The sequence below is a fragment of the Sulfitobacter sp. PM12 genome (assembly GCF_045586035.1).
GTDB lineage: Bacteria > Pseudomonadota > Alphaproteobacteria > Rhodobacterales > Rhodobacteraceae > Sulfitobacter > Sulfitobacter pontiacus.
On sequence record NZ_CP151529.1, the window covers coordinates 2,661,436 to 2,677,787 of the forward strand.

At 61.9% G+C, this 16,352-nt stretch carries 15 protein-coding genes; 9 read left to right on the plus strand and 6 right to left on the minus strand.

The window, feature by feature from the left end:
• Positions 1 to 154 precede the first annotated feature (154 nt).
• The 7 genes from AADW22_RS13015 to AADW22_RS13045 all read left to right on the plus strand — a co-directional run bounded on the left by AADW22_RS13015 (position 155) and on the right by AADW22_RS13045 (position 7,391).
• Complete coding sequence (locus AADW22_RS13015; protein ID WP_037944722.1) at positions 155 to 556, plus strand: MerR family DNA-binding transcriptional regulator; 402 nt, start codon at positions 155 to 157, stop codon at positions 554 to 556.
• An 88-nt stretch (positions 557 to 644) separates the two neighbouring features.
• Positions 645 to 2,426, plus strand: a complete 1,782-nt coding sequence (locus AADW22_RS13020; RefSeq protein ID WP_184581599.1) for an acyl-CoA dehydrogenase C-terminal domain-containing protein — start codon at positions 645 to 647, stop codon at positions 2,424 to 2,426.
• A gap of 54 nt (positions 2,427 to 2,480) precedes the next feature.
• On the plus strand, positions 2,481 to 2,693 hold the full coding sequence (locus tag AADW22_RS13025; RefSeq protein WP_005849464.1) for a hypothetical protein: 213 nt from the start codon (positions 2,481 to 2,483) through the stop codon (positions 2,691 to 2,693).
• Between the two features lie 301 nt (positions 2,694 to 2,994).
• On the plus strand, positions 2,995 to 3,633 hold the full coding sequence (locus AADW22_RS13030) for a glutathione S-transferase family protein (RefSeq protein ID WP_407473872.1): 639 nt from the start codon (positions 2,995 to 2,997) through the stop codon (positions 3,631 to 3,633).
• 18 nt (positions 3,634 to 3,651) lie between these two features.
• Positions 3,652 to 4,863, plus strand: coding sequence for an acetyl-CoA C-acetyltransferase (locus tag AADW22_RS13035; protein WP_132997737.1), 1,212 nt, complete (start codon positions 3,652 to 3,654; stop codon positions 4,861 to 4,863).
• Complete coding sequence (locus AADW22_RS13040; protein WP_317938505.1) at positions 4,863 to 5,162, plus strand: acetyl-CoA acetyltransferase; 300 nt, start codon at positions 4,863 to 4,865, stop codon at positions 5,160 to 5,162. Before AADW22_RS13035 ends, AADW22_RS13040 begins: the two co-directional genes overlap by 1 nt.
• A 27-nt stretch (positions 5,163 to 5,189) precedes the next feature.
• On the plus strand, positions 5,190 to 7,391 hold the full coding sequence (locus tag AADW22_RS13045) for a 3-hydroxyacyl-CoA dehydrogenase NAD-binding domain-containing protein (RefSeq protein WP_407473873.1): 2,202 nt from the start codon (positions 5,190 to 5,192) through the stop codon (positions 7,389 to 7,391).
• Between the two features lie 85 nt (positions 7,392 to 7,476).
• On the opposite strand, the gene AADW22_RS13050 is transcribed toward AADW22_RS13045, so the two are convergent.
• Positions 7,477 to 8,127, minus strand: a complete 651-nt coding sequence (locus AADW22_RS13050) for a sulfotransferase family 2 domain-containing protein (protein ID WP_304950969.1) — start codon at positions 8,125 to 8,127, stop codon at positions 7,477 to 7,479.
• 140 nt (positions 8,128 to 8,267) lie between these two features.
• Here AADW22_RS13050 and AADW22_RS13055 point away from each other — a divergent pair, with 140 nt between their 5' ends.
• Complete coding sequence (locus tag AADW22_RS13055; protein WP_407473874.1) at positions 8,268 to 9,893, plus strand: AMP-binding protein; 1,626 nt, start codon at positions 8,268 to 8,270, stop codon at positions 9,891 to 9,893.
• 6 nt (positions 9,894 to 9,899) lie between these two features.
• Here the strand turns inward: AADW22_RS13055 and AADW22_RS13060 are convergent, their stop codons facing one another.
• Positions 9,900 to 10,424 carry a GNAT family N-acetyltransferase gene (locus AADW22_RS13060; RefSeq protein ID WP_005849471.1) on the minus strand — a complete coding sequence of 175 codons (525 nt, stop codon included), beginning with the start codon at positions 10,422 to 10,424 and terminating at the stop codon, positions 9,900 to 9,902.
• 105 nt (positions 10,425 to 10,529) lie between these two features.
• Between AADW22_RS13060 and AADW22_RS13065 the strand changes: the two genes are divergently transcribed.
• Positions 10,530 to 11,543: a hypothetical protein gene (locus tag AADW22_RS13065; RefSeq protein WP_037966171.1), complete on the plus strand. Its 1,014-nt coding sequence runs from the start codon at positions 10,530 to 10,532 to the stop codon at positions 11,541 to 11,543.
• An 87-nt stretch (positions 11,544 to 11,630) separates the two neighbouring features.
• On the opposite strand, the gene AADW22_RS13070 is transcribed toward AADW22_RS13065, so the two are convergent.
• The 4 genes from AADW22_RS13070 to AADW22_RS13085 all read right to left on the minus strand — a co-directional run bounded on the left by AADW22_RS13070 (position 11,631) and on the right by AADW22_RS13085 (position 16,352).
• Positions 11,631 to 12,956 carry an SPOR domain-containing protein gene (locus tag AADW22_RS13070; protein ID WP_348000909.1) on the minus strand — a complete coding sequence of 442 codons (1,326 nt, stop codon included), beginning with the start codon at positions 12,954 to 12,956 and terminating at the stop codon, positions 11,631 to 11,633.
• A gap of 90 nt (positions 12,957 to 13,046) precedes the next feature.
• On the minus strand, positions 13,047 to 13,688 hold the full coding sequence (gene upp, locus AADW22_RS13075) for a uracil phosphoribosyltransferase (protein ID WP_005849474.1): 642 nt from the start codon (positions 13,686 to 13,688) through the stop codon (positions 13,047 to 13,049).
• 166 nt (positions 13,689 to 13,854) lie between these two features.
• The gene (locus AADW22_RS13080; protein WP_407473875.1) at positions 13,855 to 15,048 is read right to left on the minus strand and encodes a phosphopentomutase; all 1,194 of its coding nucleotides are present in this window, start codon (positions 15,046 to 15,048) and stop codon (positions 13,855 to 13,857) included.
• Complete coding sequence (locus tag AADW22_RS13085) at positions 15,048 to 16,352, minus strand: thymidine phosphorylase (protein WP_243250613.1); 1,305 nt, start codon at positions 16,350 to 16,352, stop codon at positions 15,048 to 15,050. The genes AADW22_RS13080 and AADW22_RS13085 overlap by 1 nt, the downstream gene beginning before the upstream one ends.

The following is a 16,352-nucleotide window of genomic DNA, read 5'->3' on the forward strand; positions in this document are numbered from 1 at the left end:
GGAAAATCCTCGCGGGGTTACGCAGATTTACTCAACGTAAAGCAAATGTTTGACGTAGCGTCCAACTTACGTAAGCTTGTTTCTGGGTTATACCGCTCCCAGTTTAGGTGAAGTTGACCGTTCTACAGCAGTGATAGAATAGCGAGTAACTGATATGTCCAACACTACGATGACCATCCGCGAGATGTGCACCGCCTTCGATGTGACCCCGCGCACCTTGCGGTTCTACGAAGCGAAAGAACTGCTTTTCCCCGAACGTCAGGGACAAAAGCGCCTGTTTACCAAACGGGACCGTGCGCGGCTGAAACTGATCCTGCGTGGCAAGCGCTTTGGCTTCAGCCTCGAAGAAATCCGCCAGTTGCTGGACCTGTACCACATGGGCGACCAGCAACAGACCCAATTGGCGCGCACCTATGACATCGCGCGCGAACGTCTGGCCGACCTCGAAGCACAGCGCGAGGATCTGAACAACGCCATCGACGACCTGCAAAACCAGTTGAAATGGGGGGAGAAAATGATCGCCTCCATCAACAGCGCTCGCAACGCGGCAGAATAGGCCCGCAGTCCGGCGCACCCGAACACCTGATACACCGACCTAGATATACTGACCAAACGACGGCCAGATGGCCAAGGGAGAACACCACATGCCGAGCTACACCGCCCCGATCAAGGATATGCAATTCGTCCTGCACGATGTGCTGAACGTCACCGCGTCATCCACCCCCGGCTACGACGAGCTTGAGGCGGATTTCACCTCTGCCATTCTGGAAGAAGCAGGCAAGCTGACCTCCGAAGTCCTCGCTCCGCTGAACGCGGTAGGTGATCAGGAAGGCTGCCGTCTGGAGAACGGCGTCGTCTACACCCCCAAAGGGTTCAAGGACGCCTTTGCGAAGGTCAAGGAAGGCGGCTGGACCGGTCTGGACATGCCAGAACAATACGGCGGCCAGAACATGCCCTATATCCTCGGCACCGCCGTGGGCGAGATGTTCTCGGCGTCCAACCAGGCGTTCACCATGTATCAGGGCCTGACCCACGGTGCGGCCTCGGCGATCCTCGCCCACGGCTCTGACGCCCAAAAGGATACATATCTGCCCAACATGGTGTCCTGCGAATGGACCGGCACCATGAACCTGACAGAGCCCCACTGCGGCACCGATCTGGGCCTGATGCGCACCAAGGCAGCCCCGCAGGAAGACGGCAGCTATAAGATCACCGGCCAGAAGATCTTTATCTCGTCCGGTGAACACGACATGGCCGATAACATCATCCATCTGGTGCTGGCCAAGATCGAAGGCGGCCCCGAAGGTATCAAGGGCGTATCGCTGTTCATCGTGCCCAAGTTCATGGTCAAGGAAGACGGCTCGCTTGGCGAACGCAACGCGGTGTCCGTCGGCTCCATCGAAGAGAAAATGGGCATCCACGGCAACTCTACCTGTGTGATGAACTATGACGGCGCGGTCGGCTACCTGCTGGGGGACGAACACAAAGGCATGCGCGCGATGTTCACCATGATGAACGAAGCCCGCGTGGGCGTCGGCATGCAGGGTCTGGCGCAGGCCGATGTGGCCTATCAGAACGCGCTGGCCTACGCCAAGGACCGCCTGCAAGGCCGTGCCGTCACCGGGACAGAGCACCCCGACAAGCCTGCGGATCCGTTGATCGTCCACCCCGATATCCGTCGCAGCCTGATGGAGCAGAAATCCTTTGTCGAAGGGGCCCGGGCGTTCATCCTCTGGGGGGCCAGCCTGATCGACGCGGCGCACCGCGCGGATGACAAGGATGCCGACGGGCTTGTCTCGCTGATGACCCCCGTCATCAAAGGCTTCCTGACCGACATCGGCTATGACATGACGGTCAAGGCGCAGCAGGTCTATGGCGGCCACGGCTATATCGAGGAATGGGGCATGTCCCAGTTCACCCGCGACGCCCGTATCGCCATGATCTACGAAGGGGCCAATGGCGTTCAGGCGCTGGACCTCGTGGGCCGCAAGCTGGCGCAGGACGGTGGCAAACACGTCATGGCCTTCTTTGATATGGTCAAGACCTTCATCAAGGAAAACGCAGGCCAGGACGCCGAGTTCGACGCCAGTTTTATGGAGCCGCTGAAGGCTGCTAGCAAAGACCTTCAGTCGGCGGGCATGTACTTCATGCAGAACGGCATGAAGAACCCCAACAACGCGCTCTCGGGGTCGAATGATTTCATGCATATGTTCGGGCATGTCTGTCTGGGCCTGATGTGGGCGAAAATGGGTCTGGCCGCGAAGAAAGCGCTGAAAGATGGCACCGGCGACGCGTCCTTCTACGAGACCAAGCTGGCAACCGGCCGTTTCTACATGGCCCGTCAACTGCCCGCGACTTCGCTGCACCTCAAGCGGATCGAAACCGGCGCGGATACTGTGATGGCGCTGGACGCGGCAAACTTCTAGGTTGCACCGGGGTGGGGACATCCCCCACCCCGATGCTGACTGAAAGGACGCCCGATGCCCAAACGTTTCCGCCTGACCCGCCGCTTCCCTGTCGCCATGACCGAAGACGGCTACCGCCGCCTGAAGAAATTCGCGGCAGAGGCCGGATTGGATGAAGGCGAAGCGCTGTCGTTTCTCTTCGAGAACTTCAACAGCGTGATCGACGAAGAGAACCTGACCGCGCGACTGCGGCTGTTCAACGCGGAACTGGACGGACGAAAGAGGTAGCACAGCACCACACCCCGAACGCCCTGCCGAACCCGACCCTTCGGGGAGAGTTTAAGGGGCAAAATGAAGCGCAAACACCCTGCCCTGATCCTGCGATCCGCACGACCAAAGCAGGGCTTCACTTTGCACGCGGCTCAGCTCTCCAGCCTGCCGCGCGGGGGTTGAATACGACAGGATGATTAGTAACTGATTAACGCAAACCCGCGCATCTTCATTTTGCCGGATAAACTCCACGGGGGTGTGGGGGTGTGAAACCCCCACGGGACGACAATCGACACACAGGACTTGAGGGAGGGTTCAGATGACCATCAAACTGCATTGCTTCGGCGAAAGCGGAAACGCCTATAAGGCGGCGCTTGCGCTGCAGCTGTCGGGGCTCGACTGGGAGCCGGTGAAAGTTGATTTCTTCGGCGGCGAAACCCGCACGCAGGATTACCGCACGACGATCAATAACATGGGCGAAGCGCCGGTGATGATTGATGGTGACATCCGTCTGACCCAATCCGGCGTGATCCAGGATTATATCTCGGAACAATCCGGCAAATTCGGTGGGAGCAATCCCGAAGAGCGCCGCGAGATCCTGCGGTGGGTGCTGTGGGACAACCACAAGCTCAGCTCGAACGCCGGTATGACGCGTTTTTTGATGAACTTCCTGCCCGAAGACAAGCAACCCAAAGAAGTCATCGGCTTTATGCAGGGGCGTTTGTCTGCGGCCTATGCCGTGCTGAACGACCATCTGAACGGCCGCGACTGGATTGTGGGCGACGGGATCACCAACGCCGATCTGAGCTGTTGCGGCTATCTGTATTACCCCGAGCCTTTCGGCTTTGTCCGCAAGGACTGGCCCCATATCGACGCGTGGCTCACGCGTCTGAGCGACACACCGGGCTGGAAAGCCCCCTACGACCTGATGCCCGGCAGCCCTGCTGACCGCGCCTGACCCAAAGGGAGACACCACATGACCGAAGCATATATCTACGACGCCCTGCGCACCCCGCGTGGCAAGGGCCGCAAAGACGGCGCCCTGCACGAACTGACTTCGTTGCGCCTGTCCGCACTGACGCTCAATGCGATGAAAGAGCGCAACAACCTGGAAGGCCATGCCGTCGAGGACGTGATCTGGGGGAACGTGACCCAGGTGATGGAACAGGGCGGCTGTCTGGCGCGCTCTGCCGTGTTGGCATCCGATCTGGATGAACGCATCCCCGGCCTTGCCATCAACCGTTTCTGCGCCTCTGGCATGGAAGCTGTGAACCTTGCCGCCAACCAGGTGCGCGGCGGCGCGGGCATGGGCTATATCGCCGGTGGCGTTGAAATGATGGGCCGCGTGGCCATGGGCAGCGACGGTGCTGCGATTGCCGTTGACCCTTCGCTCGCGATGGAGCGGTATTTCGTGCCGCAGGGCATCTCGGCTGACATCATCGCGACCGAATACGGCTTTACCCGTGACGAGGCCGACAAGCTGGCGATGCAGTCGCAGCAGCGTGCCAAGAAAGCCTGGGACGAAGGGCGCTTTGATAAATCCGTGATCGAGATCAAGGATCAGAACGGTCTGTCGATCCTCAGCCATGACGAATACATGCGCCCCCAGACCGACATGCAGTCGCTTGGGTCGCTGAACCCTGCGTTCCAGCAGATGGGCGAGGTCATGCCCGGCTTTGATAAGGTCGCGCTGATGAAATATCCGCATCTCGAAAAGATCAACCACATCCACCACGCGGGGAACTCCTCGGGCATCGTGGACGGTGCGGCGGCTGTCCTGATCGGGAACAAGGAATTCGGCGAGAAACACGGTCTCAAGCCACGCGCGCGCATCCGTGCAACCGCCAAGATCGGGACCGACCCGACCATCATGCTGACCGGCCCAGTTCCCGTGACCGAAAAGATCCTTGCCGACAATGGCATGAACATCAACGACATCGATCTGTTCGAGGTCAACGAGGCCTTTGCCGCCGTGGTCATGCGCTTCATGCAGGCGTTCGACGTCGATGAAAGCAAGGTCAACGTGAACGGCGGGTCGATCGCCATGGGTCACCCCTTGGGGGCCACCGGCGCGATGATCATCGGCACGCTGCTGGACGAGCTTGAGCGTTCGGACAAGGAAGTCGGGATGGCCACGCTTTGTATCGCCTCCGGCATGGGTGCCGCCACCATCATCGAGCGCGTTTGATGGGCGACCAGCCGCATCCTTTCCACGCCGTGGCCGAACTGGCAGCGCGGCGTGGGCTGAGGGACCTTAAGCTCGCAGAAGAACGCGGGGGGCAATATGTGCGCCTGTATCAGGCCACGCCGCCGCTGTTCTTCAAGCATCGCAACGATCCAAGCGACAGCTATGACCGCGAGCGGTTCAAGGACTTCAAACGGATACTGCTAAGCGAGGAAGACTGCGACAAAGGCCCCGAAGCCACCATCGCCTTGATCCGCTCACTGCTTGAAAAATTCGCTGACTATACGCCTCAGCGCTCGTAACACACTCCAAATCAGGGAGAGATTTAAATGACCGATTTCACCATGAAGACAGACGCCGACGGCGTCGCCATCATCACCTGGGACGTGCCCGGAAAATCCATGAACGTCATGTCGATCGAGGGCCTGTCCGAGCTGGACAGCATCATCGACACGGTCCTGTCCGACGACGCCATCAAGGGGGCCGTGATCACCTCTGGCAAGGACGGGTCCTTTGCCGGTGGTATGGATCTGAACCTGCTCGCCAAGATGCGCGAAGACGCAGGGGACGACCCCGCACAGGGGCTGTTTGACGGCACGATGAAAATGCATGCCCTGCTGCGCAAGATCGAACGCGCGGGCATGGACGCCAAGACCAACAAGGGCGGCAAGCCGATTGCCTCTGCCCTGCCCGGCACTGCCGCGGGCATCGGGCTTGAACTGCCGCTGGCCACGCACCGCATCTTTGTCGCAGACAACCCCAAGGCCCGTATCGGTCTGCCCGAGATCATGGTCGGTATCTTCCCCGGCGCGGGCGGCACCACCCGTCTGGCGCGCAAACTCGGCGCGATGGCCGCATCGCCCTTCTTGCTGGAAGGCAAGATGGTTGCCCCTGCTGCCGCGAAATCTGCCGGTCTGATCGACGAAGTTGTCGCTGATCCGGTAGCCGCCGCGAAAGAATGGGTGCTGAATGCCAAGGATGCGGACATTCTGAAACCCTGGGACGCCAAGGGCTACAAGATGCCCGGCGGTGCCCCCTATCACCCTGCGGGCTTCATGACCTTCGTCGGGGCCAATGCGATGGTCAACGGCAAGACCCAAGGTGCCTTCCCTGCCGCCAAGGCCCTGCTGAGCGCCGTATACGAAGGCTCGCTAGTGCCGTTTGATACCGCGCTAAAGATCGAGGCGCGCTGGTTCACCAACATCCTGCTGAACCCGTCCTCCTCTGCCATGATCCGGTCGCTGTTCCTGAACAAGGAAGCGCTGGAAAAAGGCGCGGTACGTCCCGAAGGCGTTGCCGACCAGCGCGTCAAGAAGTTGGGCGTTCTGGGGGCTGGCATGATGGGTGCGGGCATCACGCTTGTCTCCGTGCAAGCCGGGATCGAGGTCGTGTTGATCGACCAGACCCAAGAAGCCGCCGACAAGGGCAAAGCCTACTCCGCCAGCTTCTTTGACAAGGGCATCGCGCGCAAGAAATCCACCGAGGAAAAGAAAGCCGCCGCCCTTGATCTGATCACCGCGACCACCGATCTGGACGCGCTGAAAGGCTGTGACCTGATCATCGAAGCGGTCTTTGAAGACCCTGCCGTCAAGGCCGAGATGACCAAAAAGGTCGAAGCCGTGATCCCCGAGGATTGCATCTTTGCCTCCAACACCTCGACCCTGCCGATCACCGAGCTGGCCAAAGCCTCCAGCCGGGCGGATCAGTTCATCGGCATCCACTTCTTCTCGCCCGTCGAGAAAATGGCGCTGGTCGAGATCATCAAGGGGGCCGAGACTGGCGACCGTGCGGTGGCCAAATCGCTCGACTATGTGCGCCAAATCCGCAAGACGCCGATCGTGGTCAACGACGCGCGGTTCTTCTATGCCAACCGCTGCATCATCCCCTATGCCAACGAAGGCGCGCGGATGATCACCGAAGGGGCGGCACCGCAACTGGTCGATCACGCGGCACAGCTTTTGGGCTTCCCTGTGGGGCCGGTGCAGCTGACCGATGAGACCTCGATCGATCTGGGGGCCAAGATTGCTCGCGCGACCAAGGCGGCCATGGGCAATGCCTATCCTGCCAGCCAAGCGGATGATCTGATTTTCTGGATGGAAGATCTGGGTCGTCTGGGCCGCAAGGCGAACGCGGGCTTCTTTGATTATGACGAAAAGGGCAAGCGTCAGGGCTATTGGAAGGGGATGCACGACAAGTTCCCGCTGGCCGAGGAACAGCCAGACCTGCGCGACGTGCAGGACCGTCTGATGTTTGTTCAGGTGCTCGAAGCTGTACGTGCGCTGGAAGAAGGCGTGCTGGAAGACATCCGCGAAGGCGACGTGGGCGCGATCCTTGGCTGGGGCTTTGCGCCTTGGTCCGGCGGCCCGTTCAGCTGGCTCGACATCATCGGCACGCCCTATGCCGTGGAACGTTGTGACCAGCTGGAAGCGCAGTTCGGCGAGCGGTTCAAATGCCCTGACCTGCTGCGTGAAATGGCCGAGAAGAACCAGACCTTCTATGGTCGCTTCGGGCCGGACGCCAAAGCCGCCTGAGACGTCAAAGCCTGATAGAGAAACGGAAACGGCCAGCAGTTCTTGCTGGCCGTTTTGCTTTGCGGGGGATGTACCGCCCGCGCGCTCAGCCGTCGAAGCTGTAGCCGAAACGCGCGATATCCTCGGCACAGGTCGTGGCGATCAGGTCGCGGGTTTGGGGGGTGTAATAGTCCCCATAGCCCGCCGCGCGGTCAGACGCATTCGCATGCGGCAACGTCAGATCAAAGCCCAGATGGTCAAACAGCGGCTGCGCGTCCTGCGCGAAATGCTCGATCCGGATGAACAGGTTGCTTTGATCCTCGCCTGCGCCGTCACGCAGATATGACCCGTAGGGAGAGGCCAGAAGGCTGCCCTGCACGGTAGGCGTCTGCACGAAGGCGTCAAACGCCAGCGACTTGGCAAGCCCCACGGCGGGATGATCGAACCCCTGCGCGCGCAGCCAATGGTAATAGCTGACCATCCGGTCCCACGGGTTGCGCACCAGCGCAAAGGCGAACATCCGGGCAATCTCTTGGCGGGTGACCACGCCTTCGATATCGGCGAGGGTTGCGTGTTTCCAAAGCCGTCCTGCCGACGCCGCCCCTGACAGACGCTTGCGCCGCTTGACCGCCTTGGGCGTGTCGCCCAGCATCAGATCGTCCTTCATCGCCCGTGCTTCCAGCGCGAGCGCAAGGGACGTACCTCCGGTCTTGGGGATATGCACAAAGATGTAGTTGCGCCCGCGGCTGATGATCATGACCGCCCCGCCGCATCTGTGATTGGCCGCTTTACGCTCGTGCCCATATCCTGCCTCTGCCCTGCTTTTATCATCCTTCCCAAAACGGGGGATGCTGCGCAATAGTAACCGGGACAAAGCGAAAAAAGACAGGGTGCGCCATGGGCTGGATGACGAACGAAGACGGGTTGGACAAATGCGCGGCGAATTACGTGCCGCTCACGCCTCTGTCGCACCTGAAACGCGCGGCCCATGTCTTTGCCGATGTGACGGCGGTGATCTACGGCGCGCATCGGGTGACCTATGCGCAGTACCATGCGCGCTGTTCGCAGCTTGCTTCGGCCTTGGTGGCGGCGGGGGTTGAACCGGGTCAGGTTGTGGCGACGATCCTGCCCAATATCCCCGCGCAGGCAGAGGCGCATTTCGGCGTGCCCGCCTGCGGTGCCGTGCTTAACACCATCAACACGCGGCTGGATGTGGATACGGTGGGCTACATCCTCGACCACGGCGAAGCGCGGGTGCTGCTGGTCGATACGCAGTTCGTCGATCTGGCCGAGGCGGCCTGGGCAACGCTCGACGGCCCGCCCCCGCTGCTGATCGAAGTCCCTGATCCCGCGGCGGGGTTTCCGGCAACGGGTCGCCACACCACATACCATGATTTCATCGCCACCGGTGACCCTGCGTTCAACTGGATCATGCCGCAGGACGAATGGGAAAGCCTTGCGCTCAACTATACCTCTGGCACGACGGGGCGGCCCAAGGGCGTGGTCTATCACCATCGCGGGGCCTATCTGATGACCATGGGCACGGTGGTCAGCTGGCGTATGGTGATGCGGCCCGTGTTCATGCAGATCGTACCGCTGTTTCACTGTAACGGCTGGAACCACACGTGGATGATGCCCCTCTTGGGGGGCACACTGGTCTGCTGCCGCGACATCACTGCCGCTGCGATCTATGACGCCATCGCCGACGAAGGCGTGACCCATTTTGGCGGTGCCCCCATCGTGCTGAACATGATGGTGAACGCAACGGAAGCCGAACGCCGCGCCTTTGATCATCAGGTGGAGGTCTTTACCGCCGGTGCGCCCCCTGCCCCTGCCACCCTGTCCAAGATCGAAGCTTTGGGGTTCAACGTCACGCAGGTCTACGGGCTGACCGAGACCTACGGCCATGTCACTGAATGTCTATGGGACCCCGCATGGGACAGCGCCCAAGGGGCCGAGCGCGCCGCGATCAAGGCCCGTCAGGGCGTCGCCATGCCGATGATGGAAGAGATCACCGTCATGGACAGCGAAATGGCCCAGGTCCCGCTGGACGCTGCCACACAGGGAGAGATCATGATCCGCGGCAATTCGGTGATGAAGGGATACTTCAAGAACCCCGCCGCCACGCGCGCGGCCTTTGCGGGCGGGTATTTCCATTCGGGCGATCTGGCGGTGCAGCATCCAAACGGACATATGCAGATCGCAGACCGCGCCAAGGACATCATCATCTCGGGCGGCGAGAATATCTCGTCCGTCGAGGTCGAAGGCGTATTGATGGGCCATCCGGATGTGAACCTCGCCGCCGTTGTCGCGCAACCGGACGAGAAATGGGGCGAAGTGCCCTGTGCTTTTGTCGAGCTAAAACCGGGCCGGAGCGGGGACGAAGCCGCCATGATCGCCTTTGCGCGCGACACGCTTGCGGGGTTCAAAGCACCCAAACGCGTGGTGTTTCAAGAGCTGCCGAAAACCTCGACCGGCAAGATCCAGAAATTCGAACTGCGCGCACAGGCCGCCAGGCTTTAGTGCGGTCTACATCGCGCGCTGTGTGACAACCGGATCGGCGACGATCACCGCCTCTGCCTGCTCTTGCGGGCCGAGCCGTTTTTCGTACCGCCAAACGTCAATCTGCAACGGCCCCTCGCCGGTTTCCACCTCGTAAGGGATCGTGCCGGCCTGCACCCAGCCGCAGGCCTCATAGAACCGCGCGGCGCGGGTGTTGCCAACCGAACAGGCCAGCCATTTCAGCCCATGTCCCAGTTCTGCTTCGGTCGCCGCCATCATCTGCTGCGCCAGACCGCTGCCCTGAAAAGCATCACTGACATAGAACTGGTAGATCTCGTCATGGTCCACCATGAAGAACCCCGCGATCTGCCCTTCGACCCAGACCACCTGCGTATGCTTAAGGTGCACACGCATCCGCATCGTGAACTCTTCGAAACTGCGCAGGGCGGTCAAGGCGGGCGGCACGACATCGGCATGGGCCTGATGCCAACCACGATACCAGATCTCGACAAGTCTGGCGGCATCATCGGGATGTGCGGGCTTGATCTGCATGGGACGCTCCTTTCGAATTCTCCTATGCTGTCTTAAGTCCACCCATTGCTCAACCCGTGTCAGGTGGTAAACTATCCAAAACAGTTAGGCACTATACTTCAGGATATGACAGCCCTTTCCAAATACGCCCGGTTGGAAGCAACCGGACTATGGCGTTCGGCCCCCGATGCCCAACGTCGCGAGGTCATCGTGTCGATCGGCGATGCGACACTGGTGATTTCCGACCTCAAGGATCAGGCGCTGACCCATTGGTCACTGGCGGCTTTGGCGCGGTCAAACCCTGGCACCCGCCCTGCGATTTTCCACCCCGACGGCGACCCCAGTGAAACGCTGGAAATCCCCGACAGCGAGGGAGAGATGATCGACGCCATCGAAACCCTGCGCCGCGTGGTCGAACGCCGTCGCCCCCGCCCGGGGCGGCTGCGCTTTGCCGGGGTGCTGACCTCGGCGCTGGTGGTGGCGGCGGTGGCGCTGTTTTGGCTGCCGGGCGCGCTGCAAGATCACACGCTGCGGGTGGTGCCCAAGGTCAAACGCGCCTCCATCGGGGCGGCGCTGCTGAAAAAGATCGAACGGGTGTCCGGCCCCGCCTGCACCAACGCCCGCGGGCGCACGGCGCTGGCAAAGCTCGGCGCGCGGCTGTCGTCTGATCCGATGGTGGTTCTGCCCGCCATGACCCGCCCCAGCCTGCACCTGCCCGGCGGGCTGATCGTGCTGAACAAGACCCTGTTCGAGGATTACGAGTCTCCCGATATCGCGGGCGGCTATATTCTGGCGGAGCAAGCGAAACGCGCCGTCACGGACCCGCTTGAACATATGCTCGCCACCATCGGCATCCGCGAAAACTTCCGCCTGCTGACCACCGGCGATGTGTCGGATGCGGCCCTCACACGCTACGCCGAACATCTGATGGCCGAACCCGCGCCGGAACCGCCCGTTGACGCCCTGCTTGCCCGTTTCGAAAAACAGCGCCTGCATAGCACTCCTTACGCGCAAGCCCGCGACATCACCGGAGAGACGGTGCTGCCCCTGATCGAAGGCGATCCGATGAACGGCAAGGAAACCGACCCGCTGCTGAATGATGCCGACTGGCTACGGCTGCAAAATATCTGCGGCGGCTAAGGCAGAGATACACACTCCGACCTTCAACGTAAAAGGCCAGCCGGATCGCCCCGACTGGCCTTTTATCTGCACTGTCCTGCGGTTGCGTCAGCGAATATAGGCATCGCCGTAACCGGCACCGCGCAACTTACCCAAAGCCGCCGGGGCCGCGGACGTGCCAAAGGGCCCCGCCTGCACCGACAGATAGGTCTTGCCGCCGCGGGTGGACTTACCGATGCGCGCGCCCATCCCCATCCGCGCGATACGCTGTGCCGCACGCTGCGCGTTTGCGCTGTCCCCATAGACGCCGATCTGCACATAGGTCTTGCCTGCGGCACGCGGGGTCGCTGGGGCTGTGGCGACTGGCTTGGGGGTCGAACGGCTGGAGTAGACCGGCTTGCGCGCGGCAGGCGCTGCGTTCTTGTTGCGGACGATACGTTTGACCAGTTGGCCGTTGCGCTTGGCAAAGCTCACCTCGCCCAACTCGCGGCGCTGCTGCTCGACCGAGGTATAGGGGTAGACCAGCGGCAAACGCGCGGTCACGTCCTGCCCGGTGCTTTGGTTCACTAGACGGCGCGGCACGGTGTTGGTCCAGATCAACAACATCTTGGACCGCCCCTCAAGGTTCTGTTCGGCCCGCTTGGGGTTCAGACGGTCGTCTTCCCACACGGGGCGGTATCCTTTGGGCACCGAGACGTTGGCATAGGTGTTCTGGCGGTTGATCGCGACATGTTTCGGCACGATCCGCGTATGCGCATGCGCCGCTGCGGGTCTCGCCGTGGTTGTGACGCTGCCTGTGGTTGCCCCATAGGACGGCGCAGATGCCACCGCCCCGGCCTGCGCGGTGGAGGGCAGGATCGGCGCGGTTTGCGGGCCGCAACGCACGGCGAGCCCCTTGGTCCGCGACCCGGAATATTGCTGGCTGATGGCAGAGCGTCCGGCACAGGTGGTCGGCACCTGCGCCACCGCCACCGGCGCTTGCGCGCGCGGTGCGGCCGGCACGTCGACCGAGCGTGGCACCGGCTGGCGCACCGGCTTGGGTGCTTTCTGGCGTACAACAACCGGCTTGGCCTTGCGCTGTGGCAGAGGGCGTGCCGCAACCGTGGGCTGTTTGGCCGCGGCGGGCGCGTTGTTTACGGTGATCTGCACCGGCGCATCAGCACCACCGGCAGGCGCGCTGGCCGCTGTCTGCACATTGGTCGGCTTGAAGCCGCAGACCCCCTGACGCTTGCGCGACACGCGCGGCACCCAGGTCACATTGCCGTCGATACCGGCCCGAATAAACACACAGCCTTTGCTGTCGACATATTGCTTGCCCTTATACGAGGCCGACGGGAATTCCGCCGGCTGATCGCGAAAGCTTTGCGCTTGGGAAATACCTGCCCCAAACGTCGTCATCAATGCCGCAACTGCCACAATACTAGTAAATTTCATCTGCGCCCCCACACAATGTAGTACATAAACCATGCGCGATCCCGGTTTCAGAGTAAAGCACCCTGATCACCGGATCGCCCATTTTGCGCCTTACTTGGTCCCGAACATCCGGTCACCGGCGTCACCAAGCCCGGGAATGATATACCCCTGCTCGTTCAGCTTCTCGTCGACCGCCGCGGTGACGATCGGCACATCGGGATGCGCCTCTTTCATGCGGGCCACGCCTTCGGGGGCCGCCAGCAGACACAGGAAGCGGATATTGGTCGCACCGGCTTTCTTCAGCATGTCGATCGCAGCCACGGATGAATTACCGGTGGCGAGCATCGGGTCCACGGCGATCACCAGACGGTCGTCCATACCCTCGGGCACCTTGAAATAGTATTCCACCGGCTGCAACGTTTCCTCGTCACGATACAGGCCAACAAAGCCTACCCGTGCCGACGGGATCAGCTCAAGCACGCCATCCATCAACCCGTTGCCCGCCCGCAGGATAGAGATCAGCGCGAGCTTCTTGCCGTCCAGCGTAGGTGCGTCCATCGGCTGCATCGGCGTGTCGATCCGCTTGGTCGTCATCGGCAGGCCGCGGGTCACCTCATAGGCCAGAAGCTGGCTGATCTCGCGCAGCAACTGGCGGAACGCCGCGGTCGATGTGGATTTATCCCGCATGATTGTCAGCTTGTGCTGCACCAGCGGATGATTAACGACGGTCAGGTGTTCAACGATATCGGACATCGGGGCGCTCTCCATATTACTTGGCTGAACTCATGCCCCGAAAAGCCGTGCCCCGCAACCATCGCATCTTCGCCAGCTTCATTTTGCCAGTCAAACTCCGGGGGGATCGCGGCCCCGCCGCGATGGGGGCTGGCCCCCACCCGACCGATACGCCGCCGAACAGAGTTCAGTCGGGCACCGCAACCCCAAGATGCCGCGCCACCAGCCCAGCGACATCGCGAAAGCTGATCTGCCCCAAGCGGCCAGCACCCTGCCCTGCCACCAGAACCGGTGCCCGTTCGCGGGTGTGGTCGGTGCCCACCCATGTCGGGTCGTTCCCGTGATCTGCGGTCAGCACCAGCAAATCCCCGTCACGCAGTTGCCCCAGCAGCTTACCAATCTCGGCATCAAACCACTCAAGCGCGCGGGCATAGCCCGACACATCGCGCCGGTGCCCATAAAGACTGTCAAATTCCACAAAATTCGCAAACGTCAGGCTGCCGTCTTCGGCGTGCTCGACCAGATCGCCAAGATGGCCCATCAACGTCTCGTCAGACCCTTTGCGCACCTCGTCAAAACCGGTCATCGAAAAAATGTCGCCGATCTTTCCAACGGCATAAACACGGGCACCACTGTCCTGCACCCAGTTGCTCAGCACCGGCGCGGGTGGCTTGATCGCAAAATCACGACGGTTGGTGGTGCGGGTAAAACCGCTTTGCGCATCCCCGATGAAGGGACGCGCGATCACCCGTCCGACTTTCATCTCATGCGCGATCGGGGCCATGTTTTCGCATAGGTCCAACAGCCGTTGCAGGCCGAAACTCTCTTCATGCGCGGCGATCTGCAACACGCTGTCAGCCGAGGTATAGCAGATCGGGAAACCGGTCTTGATATGCTGCGCGCCGAACTCCTCAATAATGGCGGTGCCGGGGGCGTGGCAATTCCCCAAGATCTCGTCCGTGCCGGCAAAGGCCGCAAGCTGCGCGACCAGCGCGGGCGGAAAGGACTTCGACACATCGGGAAAGTAATGCCACTCCCACGGGACCGGCAAGCCGGCCAATTCCCAATGGCCCGAGGGCGTATCCTTGCCGCGCGAAATTTCTGTCGCCGCGCCCCATGTGCCGCTGACGGTGTCATCAAGGCTTGCGATATGCAGCCCGCTGGCCAGTTCAATCGCGGGGCCAAGCCCCAGCGACGCCATATGCGGCACGTTCAAAGGGCCGCTGCGCCCGTCTTCTGCACGGCCCTCTGCACAGGCCTGCGCGATATGACCAAGGGTATTCGCGCCGGTGTCCGGCACACGCCCGTTAAAGAAGGTATCCGCATCAGGGGCACCGCCGATACCGACTGAATCCATCACAACCAGAAAAGCACGCGCCATCAGCCGACCCTCTCTACAATCAAATCCGGCACGGCGACCGGCTTCGGGCCGATGGTGATCGCACCGCGCACCGCCTGTGCGGCCCGCTCTGCGTCACCGGCACGGGCGGCATGAACCACCGCCAGTGGCCCCTTGGACGATACTTTCGCCCCCAGGCGGACGACATCCGAAATCCCCACGGCCGGGTTGATCTGGTCCGTCTCGACCGCGCGCCCGCCGCCCAAAGCGACGACGGCAAGGCCCAAGGCCTCCCCATCAATCGCGGTCACATATCCGGTTTTCGGTGCGGGGACCTCTCCGATGATCGTCGCCTCGGGCAGGAACCGCGTCCAGTTTTCGACAAACTTCGCAGGCCCGCCCATGGCCGCGATCATCACGCCAAAGCGTTCCGCCGCGCGGCCCGACCGGATTGCCTGCACGATCATATCCGCCCCGACCTGCACATCGCCCGCCAGCCCTGCATTGGCCAGCAACACCCCCCCAAGAGCCGCACAGACCGAGACAATCGGCCCCTTGTTGTGCCCCGTCAGCACGCGCATCACCTCGGCCACTTCCAGCGCGTTCCCAAGGCTCGGCACCAGGGGCTGGCTCATATCGCTGATAACCGCCGTCGTCCGGCATCCACTCGCATTCGCAGTCTTGGTCAACGCCGTCGCCAGCGCCTGCGCCTGCGCCAGATCTTTCATGAAGGCACCGCTGCCGACCTTGACGTCCAAGACCAGACCATCCAGCCCCGCCGCCAGCTTCTTCGACAGGATCGACGCGGTGATCAGATCGAGGCTGTCCACGGTCGAGGACACATCGCGCACTGCATAAAGCCGCTTGTCTGCGGGGGCGATACCGTCGGTCGCACTAACAATCGCACAGCCTGCCTCGGCCACCACGGCGCGAAACTGCGCCTCGTCCAATGTGGTATTCACACCCGGAATGGCCTCAAGCTTGTCCAGCGTCCCGCCGGTATGCCCCAGCCCACGCCCCGAGATCATCGGCACATAAGCCCCGCAGGCGGCCAAGGCAGGGGCCAGCACAAGGCTGACGCAATCGCCCACACCGCCCGTCGAATGTTTATCCAGCACCGGCCCGTTCAGATCCCAGTCGAACACCCGCCCGCTGTCGCGCATGGCGAGCGTCAGGGCAACGCGGCCCACATCGCTCAGCCCGACCTGACAGACCCCCATCGCAAAGGCCCCCGCCTGCGCATCACTGACCCGCCCGTCGGCAAGGGCCATCGCGAACCAGACAAGCTCTTCTCGGTTCAGCGACCGCCGGTGCCGCAGTTTGGACAGGATCGCGCGGGCATCCAT

What these genes read in the sequence shown, in the direction of transcription:
- AADW22_RS13015 (WP_037944722.1), top strand. Translation starts at nt 155, where the DNA reads ATGTCCAACACTACGATGACCATCCGCGAGATGTGCACCGCCTTCGAT.
- AADW22_RS13020 (WP_184581599.1), top strand. Translation starts at nt 645, where the DNA reads ATGCCGAGCTACACCGCCCCGATCAAGGATATGCAATTCGTCCTGCAC.
- AADW22_RS13025 (WP_005849464.1), top strand. Translation starts at nt 2,481, where the DNA reads ATGCCCAAACGTTTCCGCCTGACCCGCCGCTTCCCTGTCGCCATGACC.
- AADW22_RS13030 (WP_407473872.1), top strand. Translation starts at nt 2,995, where the DNA reads ATGACCATCAAACTGCATTGCTTCGGCGAAAGCGGAAACGCCTATAAG.
- AADW22_RS13035 (WP_132997737.1), top strand. Translation starts at nt 3,652, where the DNA reads ATGACCGAAGCATATATCTACGACGCCCTGCGCACCCCGCGTGGCAAG.
- AADW22_RS13040 (WP_317938505.1), top strand. Translation starts at nt 4,863, where the DNA reads ATGGGCGACCAGCCGCATCCTTTCCACGCCGTGGCCGAACTGGCAGCG.
- AADW22_RS13045 (WP_407473873.1), top strand. Translation starts at nt 5,190, where the DNA reads ATGACCGATTTCACCATGAAGACAGACGCCGACGGCGTCGCCATCATC.
- AADW22_RS13050 (WP_304950969.1), bottom strand. Translation starts at nt 8,127, where the DNA reads ATGATCATCAGCCGCGGGCGCAACTACATCTTTGTGCATATCCCCAAG.
- AADW22_RS13055 (WP_407473874.1), top strand. Translation starts at nt 8,268, where the DNA reads ATGGGCTGGATGACGAACGAAGACGGGTTGGACAAATGCGCGGCGAAT.
- AADW22_RS13060 (WP_005849471.1), bottom strand. Translation starts at nt 10,424, where the DNA reads ATGCAGATCAAGCCCGCACATCCCGATGATGCCGCCAGACTTGTCGAG.
- AADW22_RS13065 (WP_037966171.1), top strand. Translation starts at nt 10,530, where the DNA reads ATGACAGCCCTTTCCAAATACGCCCGGTTGGAAGCAACCGGACTATGG.
- AADW22_RS13070 (WP_348000909.1), bottom strand. Translation starts at nt 12,956, where the DNA reads ATGAAATTTACTAGTATTGTGGCAGTTGCGGCATTGATGACGACGTTT.
- upp (WP_005849474.1), bottom strand. Translation starts at nt 13,688, where the DNA reads ATGTCCGATATCGTTGAACACCTGACCGTCGTTAATCATCCGCTGGTG.
- AADW22_RS13080 (WP_407473875.1), bottom strand. Translation starts at nt 15,048, where the DNA reads ATGGCGCGTGCTTTTCTGGTTGTGATGGATTCAGTCGGTATCGGCGGT.
- AADW22_RS13085 (WP_243250613.1), bottom strand. Translation starts at nt 16,352, where the DNA reads ATGGATGCCCGCGCGATCCTGTCCAAACTGCGGCACCGGCGGTCGCTG.